We start from the raw sequence: 25694 nt of genomic DNA on the forward strand, positions 1-25694 counted from the left end.
TCGTCCGCAAGCTTCCGAAACGCTTCGAACTCGTCGGCCGGATGCATCTTCTCCCGAGTGACGTTCTCGTCCAGGCTGATCTCGTGGGGGTCGTTGGCGGTATCGATGACGCAGCGGATCGGTTCGTTTTTCTTGATCTCCTTGCGCTTGACCCGCAGCAACTGAGCCAGCCGCCTGCCCTCGCCTATGGTCACACAGAAGAACCCCGTCGCCGCCCCCTCGCCATCGACCTCCGGCTCGACGACCAGATTCTGCAGGATGCCTTTAACGGCGATGCTCGCCGCCAACGCCTCGATCGCCGCCTCGCTGTGCGGCACCCTGCGCGCATTCTTCGGCGACTTCTTGAGCTTGCTGAGCGGAATGCTAACCTCTGTTCCATCAGGTATTCCAACTGATTTGGCCGACATGACCGATCTCCTTTTTGGCTTCATGGGTGCAAGGCGCACTCCGCGCCTGCGCCCCTGCCCGTCGGCGAGACCGGGGGTAGCAAGTGCCAGGGCGACCCGGGCGGTGGGGACTCCCCACCTTTTGCAAGAGCTTTTGCTCGCAAGGTCGACCAAACATTTGCGGCTTCCCGTCCTCACCTTTTGGGCAGGGTTACGAGCGCAACATCGCGCTCGAGGCCCTGCCTCGCGGCGAGCAGCGGGTGTGCAAGCGGAGCGAGTGCCTTCGCGGGGAACCGGCTGCAGGGAGCGTGGATATCTGTCGCCGACCGCGTAAGTGAAAAGCGACCGAAGCTGGGCGGAAGGCACTCCGAAGCGCGCCGAGGGCAGAGCCCTAAGCCTTCGCCGAGGGAGCGGAGCGACGCGCAAAATGACGCCGGCACGGCGACAATGCTCGTCAGCCTCGTCGCTCGCCGAGTGAAGAACGATCGGTTATGTCCGGGCCTGTCGTCGTCGCGACGCTACGCAATTTGGAAGCTTCGCGCCTCGCCGACGACAGGATCAGGCTGTCACGGAATGCGGCATTCGATCTCTGTCAAACAATTCGCCAGTCTTGAGCATGGCGCAAGCCACACCAATCAACCGGCTGCCGATTGATCGAAGCGCGCGAGCATGGGAATGCCCGAGCTTTCGTAAGGCGGCATATCGATTGCGCGTCTGAAAATCATGCAACACCGCAACACGCGCCCAATGATGGACCGCCGTCCTTAGCCGGTGTGGACAAGATTGTCTCATGACCACAACAATTTGTTTCCCGCTGCGCCGCGTAACGGGTACGACACCCGATAATGCCCGAAGCACCTGGGCATCTCGGCGAACGATTGCGTCGTGCCCCTCGGATAAAAGCGCAGCGAGAACAATCGTCCCAATCCCAGGCATCGAGCGCAAGACCTCAGGGTCAGCCTTTGTATTTGGACCGACGTCGGCTGCCGATGGGAGCTCGGCGACAGCCGAGCACAAGCGTTCCAGTTCCCTCATCGCTTGCTTCATCTGCTGCATAACCAGCCGCAGACGGCCTAAAATCAGCTGGCAATGCGCGACACAGGCCTCCGTGACACCTGACGCCACCGATATCGGGGTGCCGCGGAGAAGCTTGAGCAAACTATCGGCGGTCCACTTCTTCACCCTGCTTTCCCTAAGGCGCCTCTCGATCGTCGACACCCTCACGGTCCGCGCTCTCGCAGGTGTGGGGACCAGATCCCAAAGATCCAGAATCCACTGCTGCGACCAATCTTCTGCGATCTCGAGCATTTGCGGAAAATAGCGCCAGAGCTGGTGACGAAAGCGGTTCGCCAGGCGATTGCGCTCGGCAGACAAGTCCTCTGTCATGCGGGACCACTCACGCAGCTGAATGATCGTCGGATGCACCGGCTCCAGGGATCGATAGAAACGCCGATCAGTTCGCAGGGCATCTCCAAGCACGTATGCGTCGAGCCGATCATCTTTGGCGCCCGCCATGGTAAAGCGATCTCGAAAGCGATCGAGCTGCTTTGGATTCAACGCATGAACGAGAAAGCCAGCGTCCATCAAGCTTTCGACGACGGGTCCGTGCGGGACTTCAATGCCAATGGCGATACGACCTGGTTCGACACCCGTCGTTTGCTGAATCCAGCCTGCCAGTTCAGCCAAACCTTCCCCGCTATGCTTGAATGAGCGATGGCCGAGCTTCGCTCCGTGGGCATCCAACGCGTAGGCGTAGTGCGTCGCCGATGCCCAATCGACGCCGACGTATGCAGCTATGTCTTCCATCATTCCCCTTCCTTTCTGCGTGGTCGGGCAGCTGCGATCCTCGCCGGCCCTGTTCTGGCGCTCGAAGGCGCAACTCCCCACGGGGCGTCAATCGCAGCTCATCCGTTGGGGCACTCGTCCCCTCTAGGCGCTCACGGCGCAGGATCGCCAGGTGGCTCCCAACGAATCAGCCCGTAGGCCGACGATAGCCCCGTGAGGAGCATCGTGATTGGAACAGGGATCGCCCGCCTGAAGGGCCGCTTCGCAAGAAGCGGGTCTGCACAAGCGCGTGCCATCTCGTCCAACGTTGTCAGAGCGAGAACAGCGCGGAAGACCGAGGAGACCGCTCGGGTCGGCGTCGGCGCCAGCCGGCGCTTCACCCTGGCGCGCGCGAGGGGCAGCACCCCATAGCTTCGACGATGAGAACCTTGCGTAACCCGAAAGAAGGGAAATCAAGCCAAGAGTGACAAAATCAAAGAGGTAGCCGCCGACAGGGCAGTGATAGCGACGCGGGCATGCAATGACCGCGGGCACCGAGGCGACTGCGGTCGCAAGACCGGTTAACAAGGCACCCGAGCGCGGGACAGTGACAGCGGCGCCGGCATGCAATGACGGCGGGCCCGCGGGCGAGTGCCTCCGGCGAGCGACACATTATATATCTTCTTCTCGCGCGAGGGATCGAAGCCGAATGGCCGAGACGCGATGCGGCTCGGTTGACGAGAGCCCGCTGGGGCGACAGCCGCACACGCCATGCAAACAAGTCGCAGCAAGCGGTGAGATAACACGAATATGATCGGTTTGACCTAACAGCGGCTAGTCATACCGGGGTGACGCAAGCGGCCCGACTTGGGCGGAAGATGCAGCAACCTTGCTTTGCCAGAAGTTGAGCAATTCACGCGCGCGATGTTTGATGGCGATCAACAGCTCGGCCATAGGAAAAGCACCGATAGACTCTTCTATGAGCACGCAGCCGTCGGCATTCCCGACGCCGCTCATGATCTGCTTCATGTAACGTCAGGGTTCTGGTTTGCGCGATGCGACGCTCTGCCATCATTCCAATCGGTTCCTGGCCTCGTCGTATGCCAGCGGCGTTCGCAGCTGGATACTGCGGAGAAACTTCCGTCGAAGCATTTCTCAAACGAGTCGGCATCGAGTATCCTCAACCACGGGTCAAGGAAGGAAGGCGCCAACTGTGGTTGAGAGACGATCTGGACCGGGCCATAGCCCCGGATCTCGTGCCAGGCGACCTCGCCGAGGATTTGTGATTTTGGAGCGCCCGCTTCCGCGGTTCGTAGAAGTGCGCCGGTTGGCTAGCGGCTCGATCGGCTTTTACTTCCGTATCCCGACGCACTACCGCAAGCTCGGCTGCGAGATGGCGAATGAGCCATTGGGCACGAGCTATGAACCCGCGTGTGGCGATGACAGTAAGGGCGGACGCGCCGCCACACTCAACGCATTGTTCGATGAATGGAACGGCTGGCGCAAGGGCGAGCCGATCGAGCAAGGCAAGATCGCGCGCTACGGCAGCATCGATTGGCTGTTCCGGCAGTACAAGACAGAGAAGGCGTACACCGAGAAAGTCTCGCCGCGTTCACGTCCGGACTACGAACGCATCATGCAATTGATCTGTGATACGGTCGGCAAGAGCGGGCGCCGTATCGGTGAACGACAGATCAGAGAGGTTACGCCGCGAGCTGCTGACAAGATCTACGACCGGATCATTCATGGTCCAAACGGGCTGAGACTGCGGCAAGGCGAAAAGGTTGTGGCCCTCTGCCGCAAGGTCTGGCGGATCATGCGTCGCCTCCACCCGGATCTATTCGACAAGAAACATCCGAACCCCTGGGACGACTTTACGCTCAAGAGCCGCACGAAGAGCAAGAAGCACGCCGTCAGCCGTGAGGAAGTGTATAAGTTCGCCTGGGGCTGCATCAAGGAGGCACGACCGGAGCCGGCGGCTGTCGCCGTCATCTGCTTTGAGTGGCTGCAGCGGCCCGAGAACGTGGTCGCCGGCTTCTTGAGCTGGCCGGACTATCGCAGCAAGAACTGGCCGCACGCAGTGCGGATCGAGCACCACAAGAACAAATCATTGGTGTGGCACCCCCTTGAGGAGATCGTCGACGGCGAAGCAGTGAAATTTTACGCCGAAGCAGAAGAGATCCTGGGCCATCTGCCGAGGCTCGGAATTCCGATGATCATGCGCAAGATCGAAAGAGGCGAGCGCAAGGGCGATGCCAAGGTGTGGTCCTATCCTGGCATGGAAAAAGTTGTGCAGCAGATGCGCAAGAAGATCGATGGCGTATCGGAGCTGTTCACGCTTGATGCCTGCCGGCATGGCGGCATGACCGAACTCGAGGAAGCCGAACTGACCGACGGTCAGGGCCGAGCACTCTCCGGACACAAGACCGCGCAGGCCTATCGGGGCTACGCCAAAGAAACGATGCAGCGGGCGCTGGCAGCAACACGCAAACGTCACGCGCACCTTTTGGCGCAGAAGCAGCTCGAACAAGCGGATCCCGGCGCCGGCGACCAAAACGCGACGAACGGTGACGGCGTGATGCGACGGAATGCGTCATAGCAAGCCGCACGCCCATTCGATTCTCATCTAATAGCCAAAAAATTTGAACGCCGCTCACAGCGCCTTGTCTCAACACCCGCGGCGAAACAAAATGGGCACAGATTTCCAAATGACGGGGCAAATCCGTTTCCAAATGCCCCGAAGCGGCGACCGAAGCCGTACCGATTACAGTAATAAAATCAAGGCGTTAGAGTGGCTGGGGCGGGAGGGATCGAACCTCCGAATGGCGGAATCAAAATCCGCTGCCTTACCGCTTGGCTACGCCCCAACGCGCCGATCGAAGGCCACGTCGGTCTATAGGGTGAGTCCCGCCATTTCAACAGGGCGGCGATCGAAAAGGCACGAAAGCCGCAGGATGATGACGGTACTCTTCTTATAAGACGACGCCGCGGTGGCCGAAACAGACCGTGCGATGTCCGTTCGGACTGTTGAGAGGCCGCCGGTTTCATGGGATGACAATTTCAAACGCCTCGTCGGGAGTAACGCCATGACCTACCGTGCGCCGATCAACGATATCCTGCTGTCCCTCAATCACGGTGCGGGGCTCGCTGCCGCCGTGGAGGCCGGCCACTACGGCGATTTCGACGGCGACATCACCGCTGCGGTGCTGGAAGAAGCCGGCAAGTTCGCCTCCGATGTGCTGGCGCCGTTGAATCGTGTCGGCGACGAGCACGGCATCAAGCTCGACAACGGCAAGGTGACGACCGCGCCGGGCTGGCCCGACGCCTATCAGCGCTGGACCGCAGCGGGATGGAACGCGGTCTCGGGGCCGGAAGCGTTCGGCGGCCAGGGCCTGCCGCTCGCGGTCAACGCCGCATGCACCGAGATCTGGAGCGCGTCGAACGTCGCCTTCGGCCTCTGCCCGTTGCTGACGCTGTCGGCGATCGAGGCGCTCGATGCCCATGGCAGCGCCGAGCTGAAGAAGATCTATCTCGAGAAGCTCGTCACCGGCGAGTGGACCGGCACGATGCAGCTCACCGAGCCCAATGCCGGCTCCGACGTCGGCGCGCTGCGCACCCGCGCCGAACGCGCTGATGCCGGCACCTATCGCATCAAGGGCACCAAGATCTTCATCACCTACGGCGAGCACGACATGACCGACAACATCGTGCATTTCGTGCTTGCGCGATTGCCCGATGCCCCCTCGGGCACCAAGGGAATCTCGCTGTTCCTGGTTCCGAAATTCCTGGTCAATGCCGACGGCTCGCTCGGCGAGCGCAACGACATCCATGCCAGCGGCGTCGAGCACAAGCTCGGCATGCACGCCTCGCCGACCTGCACCATGACGATGGGCGATAAGGGTGGCGCGATCGGTTATCTGATCGGCGAGGAAAACCAGGGCATGCGCTGCATGTTCACGATGATGAATCAGGCCCGCCTCGGCGTCGGCCTCGAAGGCGTCGGCATTGCCGACCGCGCCTATCAGCAGGCGCTGGCCTATGCGCAGGAGCGCCGGCAAGGCAAGGCTATCGGCCACAAGGGCGACGGGATGGATCCGATCATCGTGCATCCCGACGTCAAGCGCATGCTGATGCAGATGCGCAGCATGACGGCCGCGGCGCGCACGATCTGCTACGCCACCGCGGTCGCGCTCGACGTTTCGGTGCGCGCCAAGGACGCCAAGGTGCGCGCCGAGGCATCGGCCCGCGGCGCGCTGCTGACCCCGATCGCCAAGGCCTTCTCCACCGACATCGGCAACGAGGTCGCCTATCTCGGCGTGCAGATCCATGGCGGCATGGGCTTCATCGAGGAGACCGGCGCCGCGCAGCATTATCGCGACGCCCGCATCACCTCGATCTACGAGGGGACCAACGGCATCCAGTCGATCGACCTCGTCACCCGCAAGCTCGGCGCCAATGGCGGCGCCTCGGTCTGGGCGCTGCTCGACGAGCTCGCTGCCGTCATCAAGCAGGTCGAGACCTCCAACGATCCGGCGTTCGGCACCACGGGCGCCAAGCTGCGCGACGCGCACGCCGCGCTGGAGCGCACCAGCAAATGGCTGCTCGAGCGCCTCGCCTCGGCGCCGAACGAGGCACTCGCCGGCGCAACGCCCTATCTGCGGCTGTTCGCCGCAACGCTCGGCGGCTGCATGCTCGCCGGCGAGGCGCTGGCCGCCAAGGCGAACGGCGAAGCCGAGCCGCAGCGCTACGTCGCGCTGGCGCGCTTCTTCGCCGAGAACATCGCCGTGCAGGCGCCGTCGCTGGAAAAGACCGTGACCGAAAGCGCCGAGGCGGTGACCGGCGCGGATGCGGTGCTGGCGGGGTAAGATACTTTCCACCGTCATTGCGAGGTGAGAGGGCCCAAAGCGCTGTGCTCGCCAAGGGTCCTCCTCGCTCGTTTGATGCACACGACGTGCCTCATCACTCCCTGCGAAAGCAGGGACCCATAACCACAGCCTTCCGTTTTAAACGAGCTGTGGCTCCAGCTTTGCAAACCAATCGGCATTTCTGGTAATGGGTCCCGGGTCGCGCTTCGCTTGCCCGGGACGACATCGAGTTTTGCGTCTACCGCCGGATCATACGTTTGTCAGCGGTCCGCGCGAAACGCGCGAAACTCCTCGGGGCCGTCGAGCAAGTCACGCTTGCGAGCGGCCTGATCGAACTGGCTGGCGGCATGATCCGCCATTGCGTTAATGGCCGTGCCGGCCAGGTTTTGCGCACGTCGCCGTCGGTCGTCGTGCCGCGATCGAACATTCCGATCCACGGCTCGCCGACGACAGATCTCATCGGCGATACGTTCCTGGAGGCATCCGTTGCCTCGATAAGATCGCCGCGTCATCTTGCACGATCCTTCCAGCAGGATCGGTACGGGCTAGGTCTCCCGTGTGCCGCCTGCTTGCTGTGGCGATTGTGGTGATTGCCCTGGCGCCGAAGGTTTGGACGCCGGGAACTTGGGCTTCCGCGGAGGAGCCGCGATCAATCCATCCCGTATCGCTTGCTTGCGGGCAAGCTTGCGGGCTCGCCGCACGGCCTCGGATTTCTCTCGAACCCTTTTTTCCGATGGCTTTTCGAACGATCTGCGGCGCTTCATCTCTCTGAAGACGCCCTCGCGCTGCAACCTCTTCTTTAGAACTCGAAGCGCCTGGTCGATGTTGTTGTCCCTGACAAGAACTTGCAACGGATCACCTCTCTCGCGGTACAACGCACATTGAATGAACAATACGAGAGCCCGCTCTCTCAGCGACAGAGCGGGCCGCACTGCAATTCCAGTACATCCGTGGAACGGCAGCCGACCAACAACGTCGCGGAAGCTTCAGCCGCGGTGCCACAAGCACGCGTCCTCGCTTTCATCCGACGATGTCTTTGGAAAAGGGTCCCACCGGGACCGATCTACAAGGCTCAAGGCCAGTCGATCTACTAAAGCTATGCACTTATCTCGGCTATGCAAGACACAATCGCAAATCGTGAGAATTATGTCCGACGGTGCAAGCAACGCCGAGATCATGGCTGAACGGTGATGGCGAACACGAAAAGCGGTTCCCCAAATCTGCATCGTTGCCGAGTAGCAAATTCGCTCCAACAGGCGCAGAGTGCGGCGCTGCCGCATGATCTTGGAGCGCCGGCACTCGAGAGCCTGGGCAGCTCCCGTCACAAAAGGGAGCCGCAAATGGCAACCCGCTTCTATTTCGATATCCGCAACGGCGAGGAACTTTATGCCGACAGACAGGGCATCGAGCTACGCGACGAGGAAACTGCCGCGCACGAAGCGATGCAGTCACTGCTTAGCATAGCCAAAGACAACCCGTCTTTGGACAAGCAAAGGCTGCTGGCGTTCGAGGTCCGCACGGACGAAGGGCCATTGTTTCAGGTCAGTCTCAGTCTGGGCATAACGAGGTGCTAGGGCGTTGGCGCGCAACCAAACTCAGGAATTCGAGCGGCGAATGCGCCATGCAATCCGCACTTCAAGCACGGGCCCGTCGTCGTCCCGGACTTCGATCGCAATCTGATCGAAATTGTGACCGCGAACGGAATCGCGAACCATGTCGGCCAAAGCACGCGCGGCTTCTTCTTGAACCGCCGCGAGATCGGACAGCACCAGACCTTCCTCGTCGAGGGCCAAGCCGCAACCGTCACGGAGATCGAAATAGTACTTCATCGCCATGATAATATGGCCCGGCTCTCGATCGTTCCTGCCGACCTTGCGAAATGTGGCGACGAAGTTCGATGCAGGCGGCGAGAGTCGCCCCCGAGAGGCATGACCAGTCCACGCTGCTTCCCATAGCGATCCCAGCGTGGCGGTCAAAAAACAGGGCAGCTTCAGCGACGTGATCGAGAATGCGGGGAGTGCGCAACTCAGCGCACGATGCGCTTGATCCGTCTGGTCCTCTTGGCCGCAGGCGCTGATGGTGCAGGGCCGGCCTGCGCGGCCACCTCGGCGTCACGCGCTTCACGGAGAGCCCGCAGACGCACCATGTTCTTGCGCACGGCGATCGCATCGCGCTCGACCTCGGCGATGGCCTGCGCACCGGCCTCGGCGGCAAGCCGCTGGCGCTGGGCCTTGGCCAGGCGCTCGGCGGAAAGTTCTTCCGGCTTCTTGGCCATGAGCGAATGAGCCCTTTGAAAAGCACGAGACCCGCTCAACCCATCAGGGGATCGAGCGGGCCGCAGCTGTCATCCCAGTACATCCGTGGAATGACAGGTCGATTTCAAGCCAGCCGAAGATCTTCGGCGCTGGTCTTGCCACGCATCTTGTCGACCTTGAGTTCGAACGACAACTTCTGGCCCTCGGCGAGACCGCCAAGTCCGGCCCGCTCGACAGCGCTGATGTGAACGAACACGTCATTCGTGCCATCATCGGGCTGAATGAAACCGAAGCCCTTCTGGCCGTTGAACCACTTCACAGTACCTGTAGGCATTTGTCTTCTCCAAAGCGGACGCACGTAAATTCGCGCTTGGTCCGCATCATCCTTCAACCGACGATGTTCTTTGGAAAAGGGCCGCTTTGACCATTCAACAAGGCACAACGGCAAATCGAACGCTGCAAGCATACACACTTAATCCGCTAGGGCAAGCTCGGAAGCGCCGTCGATCGGGTGAGCGGAGTTGCACCGGGCCGTCGTTCCGATAAACCGAACCATGTTTCGCGTAAGGGCTTGCGCCGTCTGGGAACTTGTTGGCGCGGCGCAAATCGCAGCATTCAACCGCCCGGACTTTTCGCCTTGCGTGGAACTCGCCTTGCGCGGGACTGAACGCTTGCTCTTGCTACAGCCGGCTCCGTGGGGCGCGTGATCGGAAACGTCTTCCGCATATGCGCTGCCAGCATTGCACAGTAGTCAGTCGCGAAACGAGGCAACGGACGCCGCTTGTCCCATGAGATGGTCAGGGGCTCCTGCAACACACGGCGCCTGTGCGTGAGACCGACAATCCTTAGTCCGTAGCGCCAGCACTGAAGCTGGGAGGGAACGATCGCGACGCCGTGCCCCGCCTCGGCCAGTGCCAGCAAGGTGTGCGGACTGCGACTCTCGAACGTGATCTTCGGTTTCAGCCCCGCCATACGGCTTGCTGCATCGAAAGCACGCCGAAATCCGAACCCGCTGTCCAGCAGCAGCAGCGGAAGTTCGGCGAGGTCAGCGATCTCGATCGTGCGACGGGGACCAAGTGGCATCGACGGATGGCAAGCAGCCAGCAACTGTACCGATCCAAGCGGAAGACTGCCGAAGTGCTGTTCATTCAGTCTGACGGCGTGCAGCAAATTTTGGCCGAGATGAACTTCCCCGCGTTCGAGCATCGCCAATATCTCGCTGCCCGTCCCCTCCCTGATCCTGATCTCGACCCTGGGATATCGCTCCGCGTAGCGGTGGAGAAATTCCGACAGCACGCTCTCGATGTGTTGCGGCGAGCCAGCGATCCTCAGGACCCCGGTATCTCCTTGACGGAGCAGCTGAGCCTGCTCTTTCAGTGAACTGACACTGTTGAGCAGCAGACGGCAGCCCGCAATCAACTGCTCGCCTTCGCCAGTCAACAGAAGCCGGCGCCCGACGCGGTCGAAGAGCTGCAAGCCGAGCTCCCGTTCGAGACCGATGATTTGCCTGGACAGGGCGGGTTGGGCGACACGCAACCGCAATGCAGCCTTTGAAACGGTGCCGAGCTCGGCCACCGTCAGGAACGTGAGGGCCTGTTGGAGGTTCATGCTCGCTTATACCATTCAAGCATAAGACTTGAGAAAATATATGTATTGGACGTATTTCGAAGCCTCGTGGAAAGTCCTGTCAGGCTGCGGCTTGCGGCACCGGCACTGCAGCGGAGGAGGCTCCCATGAATTCTGGAGGCAAGATGGCTCTGGTCATGTTGGGTTGTACCGCGATCGGCGCTCTTGGCAGCGAAGCACTGCATGGCGAAGCGAGGCCGCCCGCCTATTTGATCGGCCAGATCGAGGTCACCGATCCCGATGGTTATGCCAGGGAATATCTCCCGAAAGCGAAGGAGATCATCAAGGCACATGGCGGCAAGCTGATTGCGGCTGCAGGCGCGGCGGCAACCGGTTCGCAGGTCGTTGCCGTTGATGGAAATCCACCCAAGCGCGTCGTCCTCTATATGTATCCGAGCATGGAGGCGCTTTGGGCCTGGCGGCACGATCCAGCCTACGTGCAGGTTCGGGCCGTCGGCGAGAAATACGCCAGGTACCACACATTTGCAGTCGAGGGCTCTGTCGCCAATTAGCCCTCATCACGCCGTCGATCGCAGCGACCTGCAAGGTGCGCCACCTAATTCCGAAACACCAGGCAGCGCCCGCCGACTGCCTCTAATCGGGCGCACAGCTGGTTAGCCCGCTCACGGGTCGTCTCGGCGACCCGGAGCAGATACCAGGTGGCCGAGCCTGGCCCGGCCATGCGCGATCTCAGAACGAGCGGTGCGCGATCGCCGAGCACGGATGCAAATCGTTTCTGAAGTTGCTGGTAGTCGGCGAGGACCCTCGATTGCGACGGGCCGCCGGCCAATTGAAGTCCCCAGGGTCCCCACGCAGCTTGCTGTGCGATTGTCACGGACTCTCTTGGGCCCGCGGGAAGCGCCCGAACGAGCATGCCGCGCACGATGTCGCCGCAGGCCATCGCCGCGTCGGTGTGGACTCGGTCCTCGAGCGAACCCTGCGCCCATTCCTCGGCAGACTTGCCGGTGATGATCCGGACATAGGCGCGTGTTTCGCCGGGCAGGTTTCCACGTCCCGCCAACCAATCCTGAACCCGCCGCGGACCACCATTATAGGCAGCCGCCGCAAGACCGAGATTGCCAAACTGCTCGCGCAGCTCGCGGAGCCAGCGCGCGGATTCCTGCAAGGCAGGCAATGGCTCGAATGGGTCGGCCAGACCGCGCCATCGCGCAGTGCCGGGCATGAACTGGGCGATCCCCTGGGCACCGGCCGAACTGACCGAGTTGGGATCGAAATTGCTTTCCTGCCAGATCAGCCGGACGAAGAAATCCGGCGGCAAGCCGCTCTCTAATGCAGCCTCCTCCAACGCCTTGCAGTATTGCTGCGGGCCATCGAGCTTTGGAGGCGACGGTGTGGCCGCCGGAGACAGAGCGGATGAGGATTGATGGTCGGACGCCGACGGAACGGCCTCAGCGTTGCGCACTCCGGCGTCGGTAACCGGACGAGACGTTTCGGTTTGCGATGTTTCTGTCTGCGCCGGCTCTGCGCGCTGCGCGGCGGGCGTCGCTGGATTGCTGAGAGGTTGGGCGCTTGCGACGGGGACAAACAGCAGCAGGCAAGCCGAGCCGATAAACGCTGGCAAAATCGATCGATGAACCCGCCGCGGCCTGAAAATCGACTGCATAAAGCGATCATCAAATTGGATGCATTCGCCGAATCATATCATCGGCGCCGACCGGGCGGCCAGAAAATTTGCTGCCTAGCGGTTGGACAGGCTCCCAACGATCGATGCGCGACGCGACAGTTCGATCCAGTTGCCATCGGGAGCGAGGATCATGGAGATCCGTGCGACCTCGCCGAGCGTCACCGGCGCAAGGCCTTCCCGCACGCCCTTGGCGCGCAGCTTGTCATGCACGGCGTCGATGTCGGCGACCTGCAGCGTGATGTAGCGCCAGCCGCGCGCCTGCCGAACCGGATCGACCGTCGCGGCAGCATATTCCTTGAGCAGGATCAGGCTGTCGCCGAGGCGAAACGCCGGACCGCCTGACCATGATTGCTCGGTGAAGCCGAGGATGTCGCCGTAGAACCTGCAATGCGCGGCGAGGTCGCGCACCGCGAAGTCCGGCATCCTGTTGCCAGAACCGCAGCATCGGCTCGAGATCGTTGGAGGAAAGGCCGACGTCGATCACGTTCTTTGCCAGTTGCATCTGCTGCCGCCCTGGGATGAAGTGCACCACGATGGATTAGCTATGCGAGGATCAAGTCACCAACGCAAGCACCACGATCACTGTGGCGGATCGGCCGGCTGGCCGCCGCGCCCGCCTGAAACAGTCAATCCAGTGAGGACCGATATGCAAGCAGGCCTCGTCCAGACTTTTCGCGCCTTTGCGTACAATAATGCCTGGGCCAATCATCGCCTGCTCACGGCCTGCGCCGGTCTCAGCCAGGCGGAGTTCGCCGCGGCGCGGACCGGATTCTTCCCGAGCCTGCAGGCGACGCTGAACCACATTCATGTCATCGACCTGTTTTATGTCGACGCGCTCGAAGGTGGCTGGCTCGGGCCGAAGGCGTGGGCGAACGAGGTGCCCTACCCGTCGGTGGCGCAGCTGAAAGACGCCCAGCGCGCGATCGACCAGCGGTTGATCGCGCACTGCGATGCGCTGACGCCTGAGCGGCTCGATGACGTGGTGAAGATCAATCGTGACACGAGCGTGCAGACCGAGCGGCGCGACCGCCTGCTGATGCATCTGTTTCAGCACCAGATCCATCATCGCGGCCAGGCCCATGCGATGCTTTCGGAGACCACAGTGAAGCCGCCGCAGCTCGACGAATTCTTCGCCGCCGGCGAAGCGCCGCTCCGGGCGGCCGAGTTCAGGGATCTGGGCTGGAGCGAAGCCACCGTGTGGGGCGGCTGAAGGCGAGGTTCCGCCCGCGATCGGACGGTGTGGAACGGTTCCCGTTCCGGAACGAGGTCTTGAATCCGGGCGCTGCCACGCTCACCTGTCGTGAAACATGGGGAACTCTATCAATGCCATTCGCCAATCACCGGGGCCAGCGCATCCATTACACCGTCGAGGGGTTCGGGCCGCTGATCGTGCTGCAGCACGGTCTCCTGCTGGACGCCGCGAGCTGGAAACAATGCGGCGTGGTCGACGCGCTTGCCGATCGCTTTCGTGTCGTGTGCGTCGATTCGCTCGGACATGGCCTGAGCGACAAGCCCGCCGATCCAGCGCTCTATAATCAGGCGCAGCGCGCCGGCGACATCGTCGCCGTGATCGACGATCTCGGCGGCGAGCGCGCCCATGTGGTGGGCCACTCGATGGGCGGCTGGGTCGCAGTTGGTGTCGCCCGGTTTTTCCCGGCGCGGCTGGCGTCGCTGGCGATTGGCGGCTGGGACTTCCTCACCGGACTGCCGCGCGGCAATGCCGGCCCGCTGACCTATGGCGCCTTCATCACCTTTGCCCGCCGCACCGTGCCGGAGCTCGCCGAATGGGTGACGCCGGATCTCGAAGGCGGCGTGCGCGCCTGCTTCAATGCGCTCGGCCAGGTCGATGGGGCAAAGGACGCGGTGCTGTCCTCGCGCGTGCCGGTGCTGCTGTGGAACGGACAGGACGACGGACCGCATGCGCCGATGCAGCGCTTCGCCGCGGAGAACGGCCTCGACGCGATGTCGGTGCCCGGCGATCACCTCGGCGCACTGTTTCAGCACGGCGCCGCGATCGGCCGGGGCATCGGCTCGTTCGTCGGGCGCGGCTAGAGCGCTTAGGTAGAACAGCGCCCCCGACTCCGCTGTGCTCCCTCTCCCCGTTCTTCACGGGGAGAGGGTTGGGGTGAGGGGCCGTCTCCGCATATCCGGTGATAGTTGTCTTTATGGAGACTTCCCCTCACCCGGAACGCATCTAACGATGCGTCATAGCTGAAGCTCTGCTTCAGCGTTCTTCTGAACGGCCGCCAACGGCGGCCTATGCCTCTCCCCGCATGCGGGGCGAGGTGAAGCGTTCCGCGCTACGCCGGCTTCGGCATCTCCGCGAGCAGCTTGTCGAGCGTGATCGGATAGTCGCGCACGCGAACGCCGGTCGCGTTGTGGACCGCATTGGCGACCGCGGCGGCGACGCCGCAGATGCCGAGTTCGGCGACGCCCTTGGCCTTCATCGGCGACGACATCGGGTCGGTCTCGTCGAGAAAGATCATCTCCTGATGCGGGATGTCGGCATGGACCGGCACCTCATAGGCAGCAAGGTCGTGATTGATGAACAGACCGTGACGCTTGTCGACCACGAGATCCTCCATCAGCGCCGCCCCGACACCCATGGTCATCGCGCCGATCACCTGGCTGCGCGCCGCCTTCGGATTGAGAATGCGGCCCGCCGCGCAAACCGCAAGCATCCGCCGCACCCGGATCTCCGCCGTATCGGCATCGACGCCGACCTCGACGAAATGCGCGCCGAAGGTCGACTGCTGGTAGGTTTTCGCGAGATCACCATATTCGATGGCATCCTCCGCGACGAGGTCGCCGCCGCCGGCGGCCTGCGCCAGCGGCACGCTGCGATTGCCGGAGCGGACCACGCCGTCGGCAAACACCGCCTCCTCGGAATTGAAGCCGAGCTTCTGCGCAATGGTCTCGCGCAGCTTGGTACAGGCGGCATAGACGCCGGCGGTCGAATTGTTGCCGCCCCACTGCCCGCCCGAGCCGCAGGACACCGGAAAGTCGGAATCGCCGAGCCGCACCGCGACCTTCTCGAGCGGCACGCCCATCATCTCGGCCGCAGTCTGCGCGATGATGGTGTAGGAGCCGGTGCCGATGTCGGTCATGTCGGTCTCGACGGTCACGATGCCGTTCTGGTCGAGACGAACGCGGGCCGCCGATTTGGTCACGAGATTGTTGCGGAACGCCGCGGCGACGCCCATCCCGACCAGCCAGCGTCCGTCGCGGACCTCGCCGGGTTTCGGGTTGCGCTTGTCCCAGCCGAACCGCGCCGCGCCATCGCTCAGGCACTGCACCAGTTGCCGCTGCGAGAAGTGCCGCTCCGGATGCTCGGGATCGACCTGGGTGTCGTTGCTGATGCGCAGCGCGACCGGGTCGATGCCGAGCTTGTCGGCGAGCTCGTCGATCGCGATCTCGAGCGCCATCATGCCGGAGGCTTCTCCGGGCGCGCGCATCGCATTGCCCTCCGGCAGATCGAGCGCCGCAAGCCGCGTCGCTGTCATCCGGCTGGCGCCGGCATAGAGCAGCCGCGTCTGGCTCACCGCCATCTCGGGCTCGCCGTCCTTGACGTTGCCGGACCAGCTCTCGTGGCCGATCGCGGTGATCTTGCCGTCGCGCTCGGCGCCGATGCGGATGCGCTGGATCGTCGCCGGTCGGTGCGTCGTGTTGTTGAACATCAGCGGACGTTGCAGCGCGACCTTGACCGGCCGGCCGGCCGCGCGGGCGCCGAGCGCGGCGAGCAGCACCTCAGCGCGCAGGAACAGCTTGCCGCCGAAGCCGCCGCCGATATAGGGCGACACCAGACGGACGTTCTCCTTGGGAATGCCAAGCGTCTTCGCCATGTCCTCGGCGCCCCAGGCGATCATCTGGTTGGAGGTCCAGACCGTGAGCTTATCGCCGTCCCAGGCCGCGATCGAAGCGTGCGGCTCCATCATCGCGTGGCCCTGATCGGGCGTGGTGTAGGTGGCATCGAGCTGCACGGGCGCAGCAGCGAAGGCGGAAGCGAAATCGCCGACGGCGGTGTCGGCCGGGCCGCCGAATGACGGGTGCGGCGTGATGCCCTTGTCCCGCTCCGCGGCGAGATCGAACTTGCCGTCGCCCTTGACGTAGTCGATCCGGACCAGCTGCGCCGCGGCCCGCGCCTGCTCGAAGGTCCCGGCGACGACGATGGCGACGGCCTGGTGATAATGCGCGATCTCGGGCCCGCCGAGCAGCGGCGCCGCGTTGCGCTCGCCCTTGCCGAGCTTGCCGGCATTGTCCGACGTGACGATGGCGAGCACGCCGGGCGCAGCCTTCGCCGCCTCGAGATCGATCGAACCGATCCGCCCCTTGCCGATCGCCGATCCGACCACGTAGCCATAGGCCTGGTTGGCCACGACGTCGTGCCGTTCATAGGCGTAAGGCGCGGTGCCGGTCGTCTTCAGCGGTCCCTCGATCCGGCTGGTCGGGTGGCCGATCACCTTGAGCTGGTCGATCGGATTGAAGGTCGCGGGATATTCAAAACGCATGATGTCAGGCCCTCATCTTAAGCCTTCGTTTCAAGCTCTGGCCTCGCGCAGCACCGCCGCCAGCGTTCGCTCGGCGAGCGGCAGTTTGTACGCATTGTCCTTGGTCGGCTTCGCATCGGCGAAGAGGCGCGCGGTGACGGCCTTGGCGCCAGCAGGCAGCTCCGCCTCCGCCGCCTCGACGCGCCATGGTTTGTGCGCGACACCGCCGAGCGCAACGCGGCCGGTGCCGTCGCGCTGCACGATCGCGGCAACCGAGACCAGCGCAAAGGCGTAAGAGGCGCGGTCGCGCACCTTGCGATAGGCCTGCGCGCCGCCGACCGGTTTCGGCAGCACCACCGCGGTGATCAACTCGCTCGGCTCCAGGCTGGTTTCGATCTCGGGGCTGTCGCCGGGCAGACGATGCAGCTCGGCGATCGGGATGCTGCGCGTGGTGCCGTCGGGCCGCACCGTCTCCACGGTCGCGTCGAGCGCGCGCATCGCCACCGCCATATCGCTCGGATGGGTCGCGATGCAGGCATCGCTCACACCGACCACCGCATGCTGGCGGCTGAAGCCACCGATCGCGGCGCAGCCGCTGCCGGGCTTGCGCTTGTTGCAGGGCAGATTGGTGTCGTAGAAGTAAGGACAGCGCGTCCGCTGCAGCAGATTGCCCGCGGTCGTCGCCTTGTTGCGCAACTGGCCGGAAGCGCCGGCGAGCAGCGCGCGCGACAGCACGCCATAGTCGCGCCGCACGCGTATATCGGCGGCAAGATCGGTGTTGCGCACCAGCGCGCCGATCCGCAAGCCGCCGTCCGCGGTCTCCTCGATGCGATCGAGCGCCAGGTCGTTGACGTCGATCAGATGCGCCGGCGTCTCGATCTCGAGCTTCATCAGGTCGAGCAGATTGGTGCCGCCGGCGATGAACTTGGCGTTCGCGGTGCCGGCGGCGGCTGCGGCCGCCGCGCCCGGCGAGGCGGCGCGCTCATAGCTGAATGATCTCATGCGCTCCTCCCGGCGACCTCGCTGATCGCCTCGGCGATGTTGGAATAGGCGCCGCAGCGGCAGATGTTGCCGCTCATGCGCTCGCGGAGCTCGGCATTGGTCAGTCGCACCGGCGCATTCAGATCCGCCGTGACATGGCTCGGGATGCCGGCCTTGACTTCGGCAAGCACGGCGACCGCCGAGCAGATCTGGCCCGGCGTGCAATAGCCGCATTGATAGCCGTCATGCTCGACGAATGCCGCCTGCAGCGGATGCAGCCCGTCCGGCGTGCCGAGGCCCTCGATCGTCGTGATCTCGTCGCCCTGATGCATCACGGCGAGCGTCAGGCAGGAATTGATCCGCCGCCCGTCGACGATCACCGTGCAGGCGCCGCATTGGCCGTGGTCGCAGCCCTTCTTGGTGCCGGTCAGATGCAGGTGCTCGCGCAGGGCATCGAGCAGCGTGGTCCTGGTGTCGAGCTCCAGCTGGTGGTTTTCGCCGTTCACGTCAAAGGATACTCTCGTCATCACGGGCGCTCCGGTCGGGGCAGATTGGGCGGCCGCAGGCGGAGGCGTCGCGATCGACGACGCCGCAAGCGAGGCGGCTCCAACAATCAACAGATGGCGCCGCGATAGTTCCAAACGTCCGGAGATCTGCATGCCGCTGCTCTCCTCAAGTCAGCCGGACGCGGAACCACGACAACGACGTGTCGAGGTCTGCTCGGCCTGTCAGCAAAGGGGGGAATGCCGCGAACGGCGGAATGTTTCTCGCGGGGAAGTTAAACTCGTCGCGAGCGCCGCGGCCGCTCCCGGGAGGCAGTAGCGCCATCAGGCGCGGGCGGCCTCCGCGGCAGCATCGCCGTACAGGTCCGGCCTACGACCAACGTCCCCTGCCCGGAGTCGCGAAATTCCGGTTAGCTGCATTGCGCCGTCCTCATGCTCGCCCACGGGGAAAAGCGGCCCGGAACACGCTGGAGCTCTTGGGGCTTGCACCGGATCATGTAGGATGGCGCTACGACCTCCACCGGCGACGATGCCGGCCGACCCTGGGACCGCTCGATGACCGCGCATGTCATAGTGACCGACGAAGCCGCCACGCGCGTGATCCGGCTGCGCAGGCCCGAGAAGAAGAACGCGATCACCCAGGAGATGTTTCGCGCGATCAGCGACGCGATCGACAAGGCGCAGAACAATCCGAAGATCCGCTGCCTGATCATCACCGGCGGCTCCGGCGTGTTCACCGCGGGCAACGACATCGAGGATCTGCTCGCGCAGGGCACCTCGACCGGCGAGACGCCGCCGGCCTCCGACCTCGTCAAGTTCCTGTATTCGCTGGCCCACAATGTGAAGCCGATCATCGCCGCCGTCGACGGCGTCGCGATGGGCATCGGCACCACCATGCTGTTTCACTGCGACTATGTGCTCGCCAGCAAGACCGCGCTGTTCTCGACGCCGTTCTCCAATTTCGGCCTGGTGCCGGAAGGCGCCTCAAGCCTGTTGATGCCGCGCATGATGGGCCACCAGCGCGCCTTCGCGATGCTGGTGATCGGCCGCACCATGTCGGCCGACGACGCCCGCGTCGCCGGCTTCGTCAACACCGTGGTGGCGCCGGGGCACGCCGAGGTGGAGGCGCACAAGGTGGCGCGCGAGATCTGCGCGCTGCCGGCCGAGGCGGTGGCGATCTCGCGGCGCCTGATCCGGCTGCCGCCGGAGGACGTCACCCGCCGCATCGAGCAGGAGAACCATCTGTTCAGCGAACGGATGCGCTCCAAGGAAGCTGTCGAGGCGTTCAAGGCATTCATGGCTCGCCCGAAGGATTGAAACGAAGCGTCGCAAAATTGTAGTGGCGCGGCGCCATGATCCCGTGCTCCATGGACAGGTCATGAGACAGCCCCGCCTTTCCCCTCTCGCCGCGCTCTGCGCGTTCGGACTGGCCGCAGCAAGCCCCTGCCTGGCGCAGGCCGCGGAGCCGGTGAGCCTGCGCATTCTCGCGATCAACGATTTCCACGGCTATCTGCGGCCGCCGCCGGGCGGCATCCGCATCACCGATCCCGCTGATGCGACCAGGAAGATCATGGAGCCCGCCGGCGGCGCCGAGCGGATGGCCACCGTCGTCAAGCAGCTGCGCGAGGGCCACAAGAACAACATCTTCGTTGCGGCCGGCGACCTGATCGGCGCGAGCCCGTTCCTGTCGGCGATGTTTCACGACGAGCCGACCATCGAGTCGCTCTCGCTGATGGGACTTGCGATCTCCTCGGTCGGCAATCACGAATTCGACGAGGGCAAGGACGAGCTGCTGCGGATGCAGAATGGCGGCTGCCATCCGGTCGACAAATGCCAGGGGCCGCACCCGTTCACAGGGGCCAAATTCCGCTATCTCGCCGCCTCCACGATCGACAAGGCGACCGGCAAACCGGTGTTTCCGCCTTACGAGATCAAGCAGTTCGACGGCATTCCAGTGGCCTTCATCGGGCTGACGCTGAAGAACACCCCGAACCTGGTGTCGCCGGCCGGCGTCGCGAGCCTCGACTTCCGCGATGAGGCCGAGACCGTCAATGCGCTGGTCCCCGAGCTGAAGGCGAAGGGCGTCGAGGCGATCGTGGTGCTGATCCACGAAGGCGGTTTTCCGACCGGCGACTATAATGAATGTCCGGGGATCTCCGGGCCGATCGTCGACATCGTCAAGAAGTTCGATCGCGCGGTCGACGTCGTGATCTCCGGCCACACCCACCAGGCCTATGTCTGCGAGATCGACGGACGGCTCGTCACCTCCGGCGACAAATACGGCACCCTGGTCACCGCGATCGATCTTCAGCTCGATCCGAACAGCCATGATGTGATCAGCGCCAAGGCCGCCAACACCATCGTGCGGATCGCCGGCACCGCCAAGGATCCCGAGCAGAGCGCGCTACTGGAATCCTACGACCGGCTAGCCGCGCCGATCGCGAGCCGCGCGGCAGGCTCGGTCACCGAAACGCTGTCGCGTACGCCTGCCGAAACCGGCGAGAGCCCGCTCGGCGACATCGTCGCCGACGCGCAGCTGCTTGCAACCAGCGCCGAGCCGAATGGCGGCGCGGTGATCGCCTTCACCAATCCGGGCGGCGTGCGCACCGACATTGTCAAGCGCGAGGACGGCGCGGTGACCTATGCCGATATCTTCGCCAGCCAGCCGTTCCGCAACCAGCTCGTGACGATGACGCTGACCGGCAAGCAGCTCAAGGACGCGCTGGAGCAGCAATGGGCCGACCCGAAGCGGCCGCGCGCCCTCCAGGTCTCGAAGGGGTTCTCCTATGCGTGGGATGCGAGCAAGCCCGATGGCGCGCGCATCATCGCCACACGGATGTCGCTGGACGGCAAACCAATCGACCCGGCCGCGAGCTACCGCGTCACCGTGAATAATTATCTCGCCGAGGGCGGCGACGGCTTCACGGTGTTCAAGCAAGGAACCGCGCAGCAGTTCGGCATCTACGACGTCGATGCGCTCTATACCTACTTCAAGGCCAACAGCCCGGTGGGCCCGACGGCAGGCAAGCGGATCGAGCGGATCAATTGAGTGAGGTGTGGGGATGGCGTACGCAGCCCCTCGCGTCATTGCGAACGGAGCGGAGCAATCCATCGTCTCCGAACATGCGGCAGCATGGCTTGCTTCGCTCCGCTCGCAATGACGTGGAAAACGCCCCGGCTTTGAAAGGACGGGAACAGAGATGATGTCGGCCCTTTCCGGAACGCCGCTAACGGCCTAGATTAGGGCCTGCTCTTGCATGATCTTGGTCGGAAAACCGCTGCGCACTTTTCCGGATCATGCGTCCTCGCATGCGCATCCATTGCGCCGGGAATTTGCATGACACTGCTTCTGACGCATTCCGCCTGTCTCGACCACCTGACCCCTCCCGGACATCCCGAACGCCCCGACCGGCTGCGGGCGGTCGCCGAGGTGCTCGGCGAGGATCGCTTCAAGGCACTGGTGCGCGATTCCGCCCCGGAAGGCGACCTCGACACCGTGCTGCTCTGTCACGGCGAGCACTATGTCAGCGAACTCCGCCACATCGCGCCGACCTCCGGCATGATCTATATCGACGGCGACACCTCGATGTCGCCGGGCACCTGGGAAGCAGTGATGCGCGGCGTCGGCGGCGCGGTGGCCGCCACCGATGCGGTGATGGAGGGCAAGCATCAAAACGCCTTCGTCGCGGTGCGCCCGCCCGGGCACCACGCCGAGAAATCGACACCGATGGGCTTCTGCTTCTTCGACAATGCCGCGATCGCCGCACGCCACGCGCAGCGCAAATACGGCATCAAGCGCGCCGCGATCATCGATTTCGACGTCCATCACGGCAACGGCACGCAGGATATCTTCTGGGCCGACCCGACCGTGATGTATTGCTCGACGCACCAGATGCCGCTGTTCCCCGGCACCGGGGCCGCCGGCGAGCGCGGCGAGCACGACACCGTCGTCAACGCGCCGCTGGCGCCCGGCGACGGCGGCGCCAAGTTCCGCTCCGCTTTCGAGAACCTGATCTTGCCGCAACTAGAGAGGTTCTCCCCCGAACTCGTCGTCATCTCGGCGGGCTTCGACGCGCATCACCGCGATCCCCTGGCCTCGATCAACCTGACGGGCGAGGATTTCGGCTGGGTCACGCGCAAGCTGATGGATCTCGCCGACAAGAGCGCCGGCGGCCGCGTCGTCTCCGTCCTGGAAGGCGGCTACGACCTGCAGGGCCTGAAAGAGTCGGTAGCATCTCACGTCACCGCATTGATGGACGGGTAAATCCCCGCCACAATACGCCCGCAAAAATTCGATTGATTCTGCGCCGGGGCGAGCATGGCCTGCGACAGGTCATGTTTGGACGACAAGATCAGGTTGCGATCTGATCCACGCAATCGGGAACGCAAATGGCCGACAACACCCAAGCCGACGTGAAGAAGCTCTCCTTTGAACGCGCGATCGAGGAACTCGAATCGATCGTCAAGCGGCTCGAGGACGGCAAGGTCCCGCTTGAGGAATCGGTCGCGATCTACGAGCGCGGCGAGGCACTGAAACGGCGCTGCGAGGAACTGCTGCGCCAGGCCGAAGCCCGCGTCGACAAGATCACCACCGACGCCTCGGGCCAGCCGACCGGGACCGAGCCGCTCGACGTGCAGTAGAGCCCCGTTCCGATTCCATCGAAACGGAGTAGGCTCCGGGCGTCGGGGCCCCCACGATCATGCGACGGAATGTCCGCCCCGGCGGGCAATTGTTGCTGCTTATTTCCGGCAATCCATCACGCCGCGGAGCGACCGCGGCGATCGGTGCGGCGTGCGAATCAGCCCGCTCGGTATCGACCGGCCGCCGCTAAAATGGCCATTACTGGAACCCAGGTCCGACCCAGGCATTGAAAAGTCTAGGTTTTTCGAGACAGTGCATAGGAACCCTGCACCCCCTATCGGGTTGGCTTTGGCTACAGCTTTGGTGTAATGCTTCCAGTTCTATGGGCATTTGAAGGTGGCGGGCGGCCCGAATTTTTCGGGCGGCAAGCATCTCAAATGGTTCGACAAAACTGAACCGGGACGGGTGAAGAGCGACCAAGGTGATGCATATCACGTGGTCCAATCCGGAGTGAATCTAGGCTTACAACCAGGCACCGGCATGCCGGGGCGGCACCCAGTGTCTGGCATTCGCTGCGCGGTGTGCGCGCCATCCCATCTCGCGTCGGGCGGTTCGTTCCGACAGGCAAAAATTGGAAATTCGCTGTGACCACATTTAGTAAGACGCCGCTTCTTGACACTATTCACACGCCCGATGACCTGCGCAAGCTGAAGGTCGAGCAGGTGCGGCAGGTTGCCGACGAGCTCCGCCAGGAAACCATCGACGCGGTGTCGGTGACCGGCGGCCATTTCGGCGCCGGCCTCGGCGTGGTCGAACTGACCACCGCCATCCACTACATCTTCGACACCCCGCGCGACCGCCTGATCTGGGACGTCGGCCACCAGGCCTATCCGCACAAGATCCTGACGGGACGCCGCGACCGCATCCGCACGCTGCGCACCGGCGGCGGCCTCTCCGGCTTCACCAAACGCACCGAGAGCGACTACGATCCGTTCGGCGCCGCGCACTCCTCGACCTCGATTTCGGCCGGCCTCGGCATGGCCGTGGCGCGCGACCTCTCCGGCGGCAAGAACAACGTTATCGCCGTGATCGGTGACGGCGCGATGTCGGCGGGCATGGCCTATGAGGCGATGAACAACGCCGGCGCGATGAACTCGCGCCTGATCGTGATCCTGAACGACAACGACATGTCGATCGCCCCGCCGGTCGGCGCGATGAGCGCCTATCTGTCGCGCCTCTACTCCGGCAAGACCTACCGCTCGCTGCGCGAGGCCGCCAAGCAGATCAACAAGCGCCTGCCGAAGATCCTCGCCAATCGCGCCAACCGCGTCGAGGAATATTCCCGCGGCTTCATGATGGACGGCGGCACGCTGTTCGAGGAACTCGGCTTCTACTATGTCGGCCCGATCGACGGTCACAATCTCGACCATCTGCTGCCGGTGCTGAAGAATGTCCGCGACATGGAGACCGGCCCGATCCTGGTTCACGTCGTGACCCAGAAGGGCAAGGGCTACGGCCCGGCCGAAGCCTCCGCCGACAAGTACCACGCCGTGGTCAAGTTCGACGTCGCGACCGGCACCCAGGCCAAGGCCAAGCCGAATGCGCCGGCCTACCAGAACGTATTCGGGCAGAGCCTCGTCAAGGAAGCCGAGAAGGACGACAAGATCGTCGCCATCACCGCGGCGATGCCGTCGGGCACCGGCGTCGACATCTTCAACAAGGCGTTCCCGGACCGCACCTTCGATGTCGGCATTGCCGAACAGCACGCGGTGACCTTCGCCGCCGGCCTCGCCACCGAAGGCTACAAGCCGTTCTGCGCGATCTATTCGACCTTCCTGCAGCGCGGCTATGACCAGGTGGTCCATGACGTCGCGATCCAGAGCCTTCCGGTCCGCTTCGCGATCGACCGCGCCGGCCTGGTGGGCGCCGACGGCGCGACGCATGCGGGTTCGTTCGACAGCGCTTATCTCGGCTGTCTGCCGAACATGGTGATCATGGCCGCCGCCGACGAGGCGGAACTGGTCCACATGGTGGCAACGCAGGTTGCGATCAACGATCGTCCGAGCGCGCTGCGCTATCCGCGCGGCGAAGGCCGCGGCATCGAGATGCCGGAAGTCGGCGTTGCCCTGGAAGTCGGCAAGGGCCGCATCATCCGCGAGGGCAAGAAGGTCGCGCTGCTGTCGTTCGGCACCCGTCTTGCCGAGTGCGAGAAGGCGGCCGACGAACTCGCCGCCCACGGCCTTTCCGCGACGATCGCCGACGCGCGCTTCATGAAGCCGCTCGACGAAGAGATGATCATGAAGCTCGCGCGCGACCACGAGATCCTGATCACGATCGAGGAAGGCTCGATCGGCGGCTTCGGCTCGCATGTCATGCAGTTCCTGTCGGACAACGCCATGCTCGACAGCGGCATGCTCAAGTTCCGCTCGATGATCCTGCCCGACGTGTTCCTCGACCACGACACGCCGGCGGCGATGTATGCCCGCGCCGGTCTCGACGCCAAGAGCATCGTTGCCAAGGTGTTCGAGACCCTCGGCAAGGACTACAAGACCGAGACCGTCAAGCTCGCCTAATCGTTACGGGCGGCGCTCACTGGAGCA

General features: G+C 63.7%; 25 protein-coding genes and 1 tRNA gene. 12 read left to right on the forward strand and 14 right to left on the reverse strand.

All coding sequences use genetic code 11. From position 1 onward, the window contains the following. The 3 genes from PMN64_RS12655 to PMN64_RS12665 form a co-directional block, all read right to left on the reverse strand. A partial coding sequence (locus tag PMN64_RS12655; RefSeq protein ID WP_411780933.1) for a ParB/Srx family N-terminal domain-containing protein occupies positions 1 to 407 on the reverse strand: 407 nt, incomplete at its 3' end. 537 nt (positions 408 to 944) lie between these two features. After that, on the reverse strand, positions 945 to 2195 hold the full coding sequence (locus tag PMN64_RS12660; RefSeq protein ID WP_411780934.1) for an IS110 family transposase: 1251 nt from the start codon (positions 2193 to 2195) through the stop codon (positions 945 to 947). Between the two features lie 789 nt (positions 2196 to 2984). Continuing rightward, positions 2985 to 3179, reverse strand: coding sequence for a hypothetical protein (locus tag PMN64_RS12665; RefSeq protein ID WP_411780935.1), 195 nt, complete (start codon positions 3177 to 3179; stop codon positions 2985 to 2987). Between the two features lie 253 nt (positions 3180 to 3432). Here PMN64_RS12665 and PMN64_RS12670 point away from each other — a divergent pair, with 253 nt between their 5' ends. Next, positions 3433 to 4749 (forward strand): hypothetical protein, encoded by a 1317-nt coding sequence (locus tag PMN64_RS12670; RefSeq protein WP_411780936.1) that lies wholly within the window; start codon positions 3433 to 3435, stop codon positions 4747 to 4749. A 193-nt stretch (positions 4750 to 4942) separates the two neighbouring features. Here the strand turns inward: PMN64_RS12670 and PMN64_RS12675 are convergent. Then, a tRNA-Gln gene (locus PMN64_RS12675) sits at positions 4943 to 5017 on the reverse strand. Positions 5018 to 5236: 219 nt separating this feature from the next. Here PMN64_RS12675 and PMN64_RS12680 point away from each other — a divergent pair. Beyond that, positions 5237 to 7015, forward strand: coding sequence for an acyl-CoA dehydrogenase (locus PMN64_RS12680; RefSeq protein ID WP_028339485.1), 1779 nt, complete (start codon positions 5237 to 5239; stop codon positions 7013 to 7015). A gap of 257 nt (positions 7016 to 7272) precedes the next feature. Next, positions 7273 to 7605, forward strand: coding sequence for a hypothetical protein (locus PMN64_RS12685; RefSeq protein ID WP_411780968.1), 333 nt, complete (start codon positions 7273 to 7275; stop codon positions 7603 to 7605). Here PMN64_RS12685 and rpsU read toward each other — a convergent pair. Beyond that, positions 7561 to 7866, reverse strand: coding sequence for a 30S ribosomal protein S21 (rpsU, locus tag PMN64_RS12690; RefSeq protein ID WP_411780937.1), 306 nt, complete (start codon positions 7864 to 7866; stop codon positions 7561 to 7563). The two genes, PMN64_RS12685 and rpsU, sit on opposite strands and share 45 nt — an antisense overlap. A 489-nt stretch (positions 7867 to 8355) precedes the next feature. Between rpsU and PMN64_RS12695 the strand changes: the two genes are divergently transcribed. Beyond that, a complete protein-coding gene (locus PMN64_RS12695; RefSeq protein ID WP_028339486.1) occupies positions 8356 to 8589 on the forward strand; it encodes a DUF6894 family protein in 234 nt (77 codons plus the stop codon). 21 nt (positions 8590 to 8610) lie between these two features. Here PMN64_RS12695 and PMN64_RS12700 read toward each other — a convergent pair whose 3' ends face one another. The 4 genes from PMN64_RS12700 to PMN64_RS12715 all read right to left on the reverse strand — a co-directional run bounded on the left by PMN64_RS12700 (position 8611) and on the right by PMN64_RS12715 (position 10878). Beyond that, positions 8611 to 8850: a DUF6894 family protein gene (locus tag PMN64_RS12700; protein WP_016844536.1), complete on the reverse strand. Its 240-nt coding sequence runs from the start codon at positions 8848 to 8850 to the stop codon at positions 8611 to 8613. Between the two features lie 191 nt (positions 8851 to 9041). After that, a complete protein-coding gene (locus tag PMN64_RS12705; protein WP_411780938.1) occupies positions 9042 to 9290 on the reverse strand; it encodes a hypothetical protein in 249 nt (82 codons plus the stop codon). A gap of 104 nt (positions 9291 to 9394) precedes the next feature. Further along, on the reverse strand, positions 9395 to 9604 hold the full coding sequence (locus tag PMN64_RS12710; protein ID WP_028339489.1) for a cold-shock protein: 210 nt from the start codon (positions 9602 to 9604) through the stop codon (positions 9395 to 9397). Between the two features lie 281 nt (positions 9605 to 9885). Further along, complete coding sequence (locus PMN64_RS12715) at positions 9886 to 10878, reverse strand: LysR family transcriptional regulator (RefSeq protein ID WP_411780939.1); 993 nt, start codon at positions 10876 to 10878, stop codon at positions 9886 to 9888. 125 nt (positions 10879 to 11003) lie between these two features. Here PMN64_RS12715 and PMN64_RS12720 point away from each other — a divergent pair, with 125 nt between their 5' ends. Then, positions 11004 to 11408, forward strand: a complete 405-nt coding sequence (locus PMN64_RS12720; protein ID WP_411780940.1) for a DUF1330 domain-containing protein — start codon at positions 11004 to 11006, stop codon at positions 11406 to 11408. Positions 11409 to 11452: 44 nt separating this feature from the next. On the opposite strand, the gene PMN64_RS12725 is transcribed toward PMN64_RS12720, so the two are convergent. Both PMN64_RS12725 and PMN64_RS12730 read right to left on the reverse strand, forming a co-directional pair. After that, positions 11453 to 12520, reverse strand: a complete 1068-nt coding sequence (locus tag PMN64_RS12725) for a lytic transglycosylase domain-containing protein (RefSeq protein WP_411780941.1) — start codon at positions 12518 to 12520, stop codon at positions 11453 to 11455. Between the two features lie 75 nt (positions 12521 to 12595). Further along, positions 12596 to 12964 (reverse strand): VOC family protein, encoded by a 369-nt coding sequence (locus PMN64_RS12730; protein ID WP_245288665.1) that lies wholly within the window; start codon positions 12962 to 12964, stop codon positions 12596 to 12598. A 223-nt stretch (positions 12965 to 13187) separates the two neighbouring features. Between PMN64_RS12730 and PMN64_RS12735 the strand changes: the two genes are divergently transcribed. Further along, positions 13188 to 13751 carry a DinB family protein gene (locus PMN64_RS12735; protein WP_028339492.1) on the forward strand — a complete coding sequence of 188 codons (564 nt, stop codon included), beginning with the start codon at positions 13188 to 13190 and terminating at the stop codon, positions 13749 to 13751. Positions 13752 to 13864: 113 nt separating this feature from the next. Next, positions 13865 to 14593: an alpha/beta fold hydrolase gene (locus tag PMN64_RS12740; RefSeq protein WP_028339493.1), complete on the forward strand. Its 729-nt coding sequence runs from the start codon at positions 13865 to 13867 to the stop codon at positions 14591 to 14593. A gap of 248 nt (positions 14594 to 14841) precedes the next feature. Here the strand turns inward: PMN64_RS12740 and paoC are convergent, their stop codons facing one another. Genes paoC through paoA form a run of 3 tightly spaced genes read right to left on the reverse strand, consistent with a single transcriptional unit; the run spans position 14842 to position 18668 of the window. After that, a complete protein-coding gene (paoC, locus tag PMN64_RS12745) occupies positions 14842 to 17049 on the reverse strand; it encodes an aldehyde oxidoreductase molybdenum-binding subunit PaoC (protein ID WP_411780942.1) in 2208 nt (735 codons plus the stop codon). Between the two features lie 30 nt (positions 17050 to 17079). After that, positions 17080 to 18030 (reverse strand): FAD binding domain-containing protein, encoded by a 951-nt coding sequence (locus PMN64_RS12750; protein ID WP_411780943.1) that lies wholly within the window; start codon positions 18028 to 18030, stop codon positions 17080 to 17082. After that, a complete protein-coding gene (gene paoA, locus PMN64_RS12755; protein WP_411780944.1) occupies positions 18027 to 18668 on the reverse strand; it encodes an aldehyde dehydrogenase iron-sulfur subunit PaoA in 642 nt (213 codons plus the stop codon). Before paoA ends, PMN64_RS12750 begins: the two co-directional genes overlap by 4 nt. Positions 18669 to 19067: 399 nt before the next feature. Between paoA and PMN64_RS12760 the strand changes: the two genes are divergently transcribed. From PMN64_RS12760 to dxs, 5 genes are all read left to right on the forward strand, one after another. Continuing rightward, a complete protein-coding gene (locus PMN64_RS12760; RefSeq protein WP_028339497.1) occupies positions 19068 to 19829 on the forward strand; it encodes a crotonase/enoyl-CoA hydratase family protein in 762 nt (253 codons plus the stop codon). A gap of 61 nt (positions 19830 to 19890) precedes the next feature. Further along, on the forward strand, positions 19891 to 21561 hold the full coding sequence (locus PMN64_RS12765; RefSeq protein ID WP_411780945.1) for a bifunctional metallophosphatase/5'-nucleotidase: 1671 nt from the start codon (positions 19891 to 19893) through the stop codon (positions 21559 to 21561). Between the two features lie 288 nt (positions 21562 to 21849). Beyond that, positions 21850 to 22776 (forward strand): histone deacetylase family protein, encoded by a 927-nt coding sequence (locus PMN64_RS12770; protein WP_028339499.1) that lies wholly within the window; start codon positions 21850 to 21852, stop codon positions 22774 to 22776. A gap of 125 nt (positions 22777 to 22901) precedes the next feature. After that, complete coding sequence (locus PMN64_RS12775; RefSeq protein WP_028339500.1) at positions 22902 to 23153, forward strand: exodeoxyribonuclease VII small subunit; 252 nt, start codon at positions 22902 to 22904, stop codon at positions 23151 to 23153. Positions 23154 to 23738: 585 nt separating this feature from the next. Continuing rightward, positions 23739 to 25667, forward strand: coding sequence for a 1-deoxy-D-xylulose-5-phosphate synthase (gene dxs / locus PMN64_RS12780; RefSeq protein WP_304499083.1), 1929 nt, complete (start codon positions 23739 to 23741; stop codon positions 25665 to 25667). The last annotated feature ends 27 nt before the right edge of the window (positions 25668 to 25694 follow it).

The sequence above is a fragment of the Bradyrhizobium sp. UFLA01-814 genome, assembly GCF_046718885.1.
In the GTDB taxonomy this organism is placed as follows: domain Bacteria; phylum Pseudomonadota; class Alphaproteobacteria; order Rhizobiales; family Xanthobacteraceae; genus Bradyrhizobium; species Bradyrhizobium elkanii.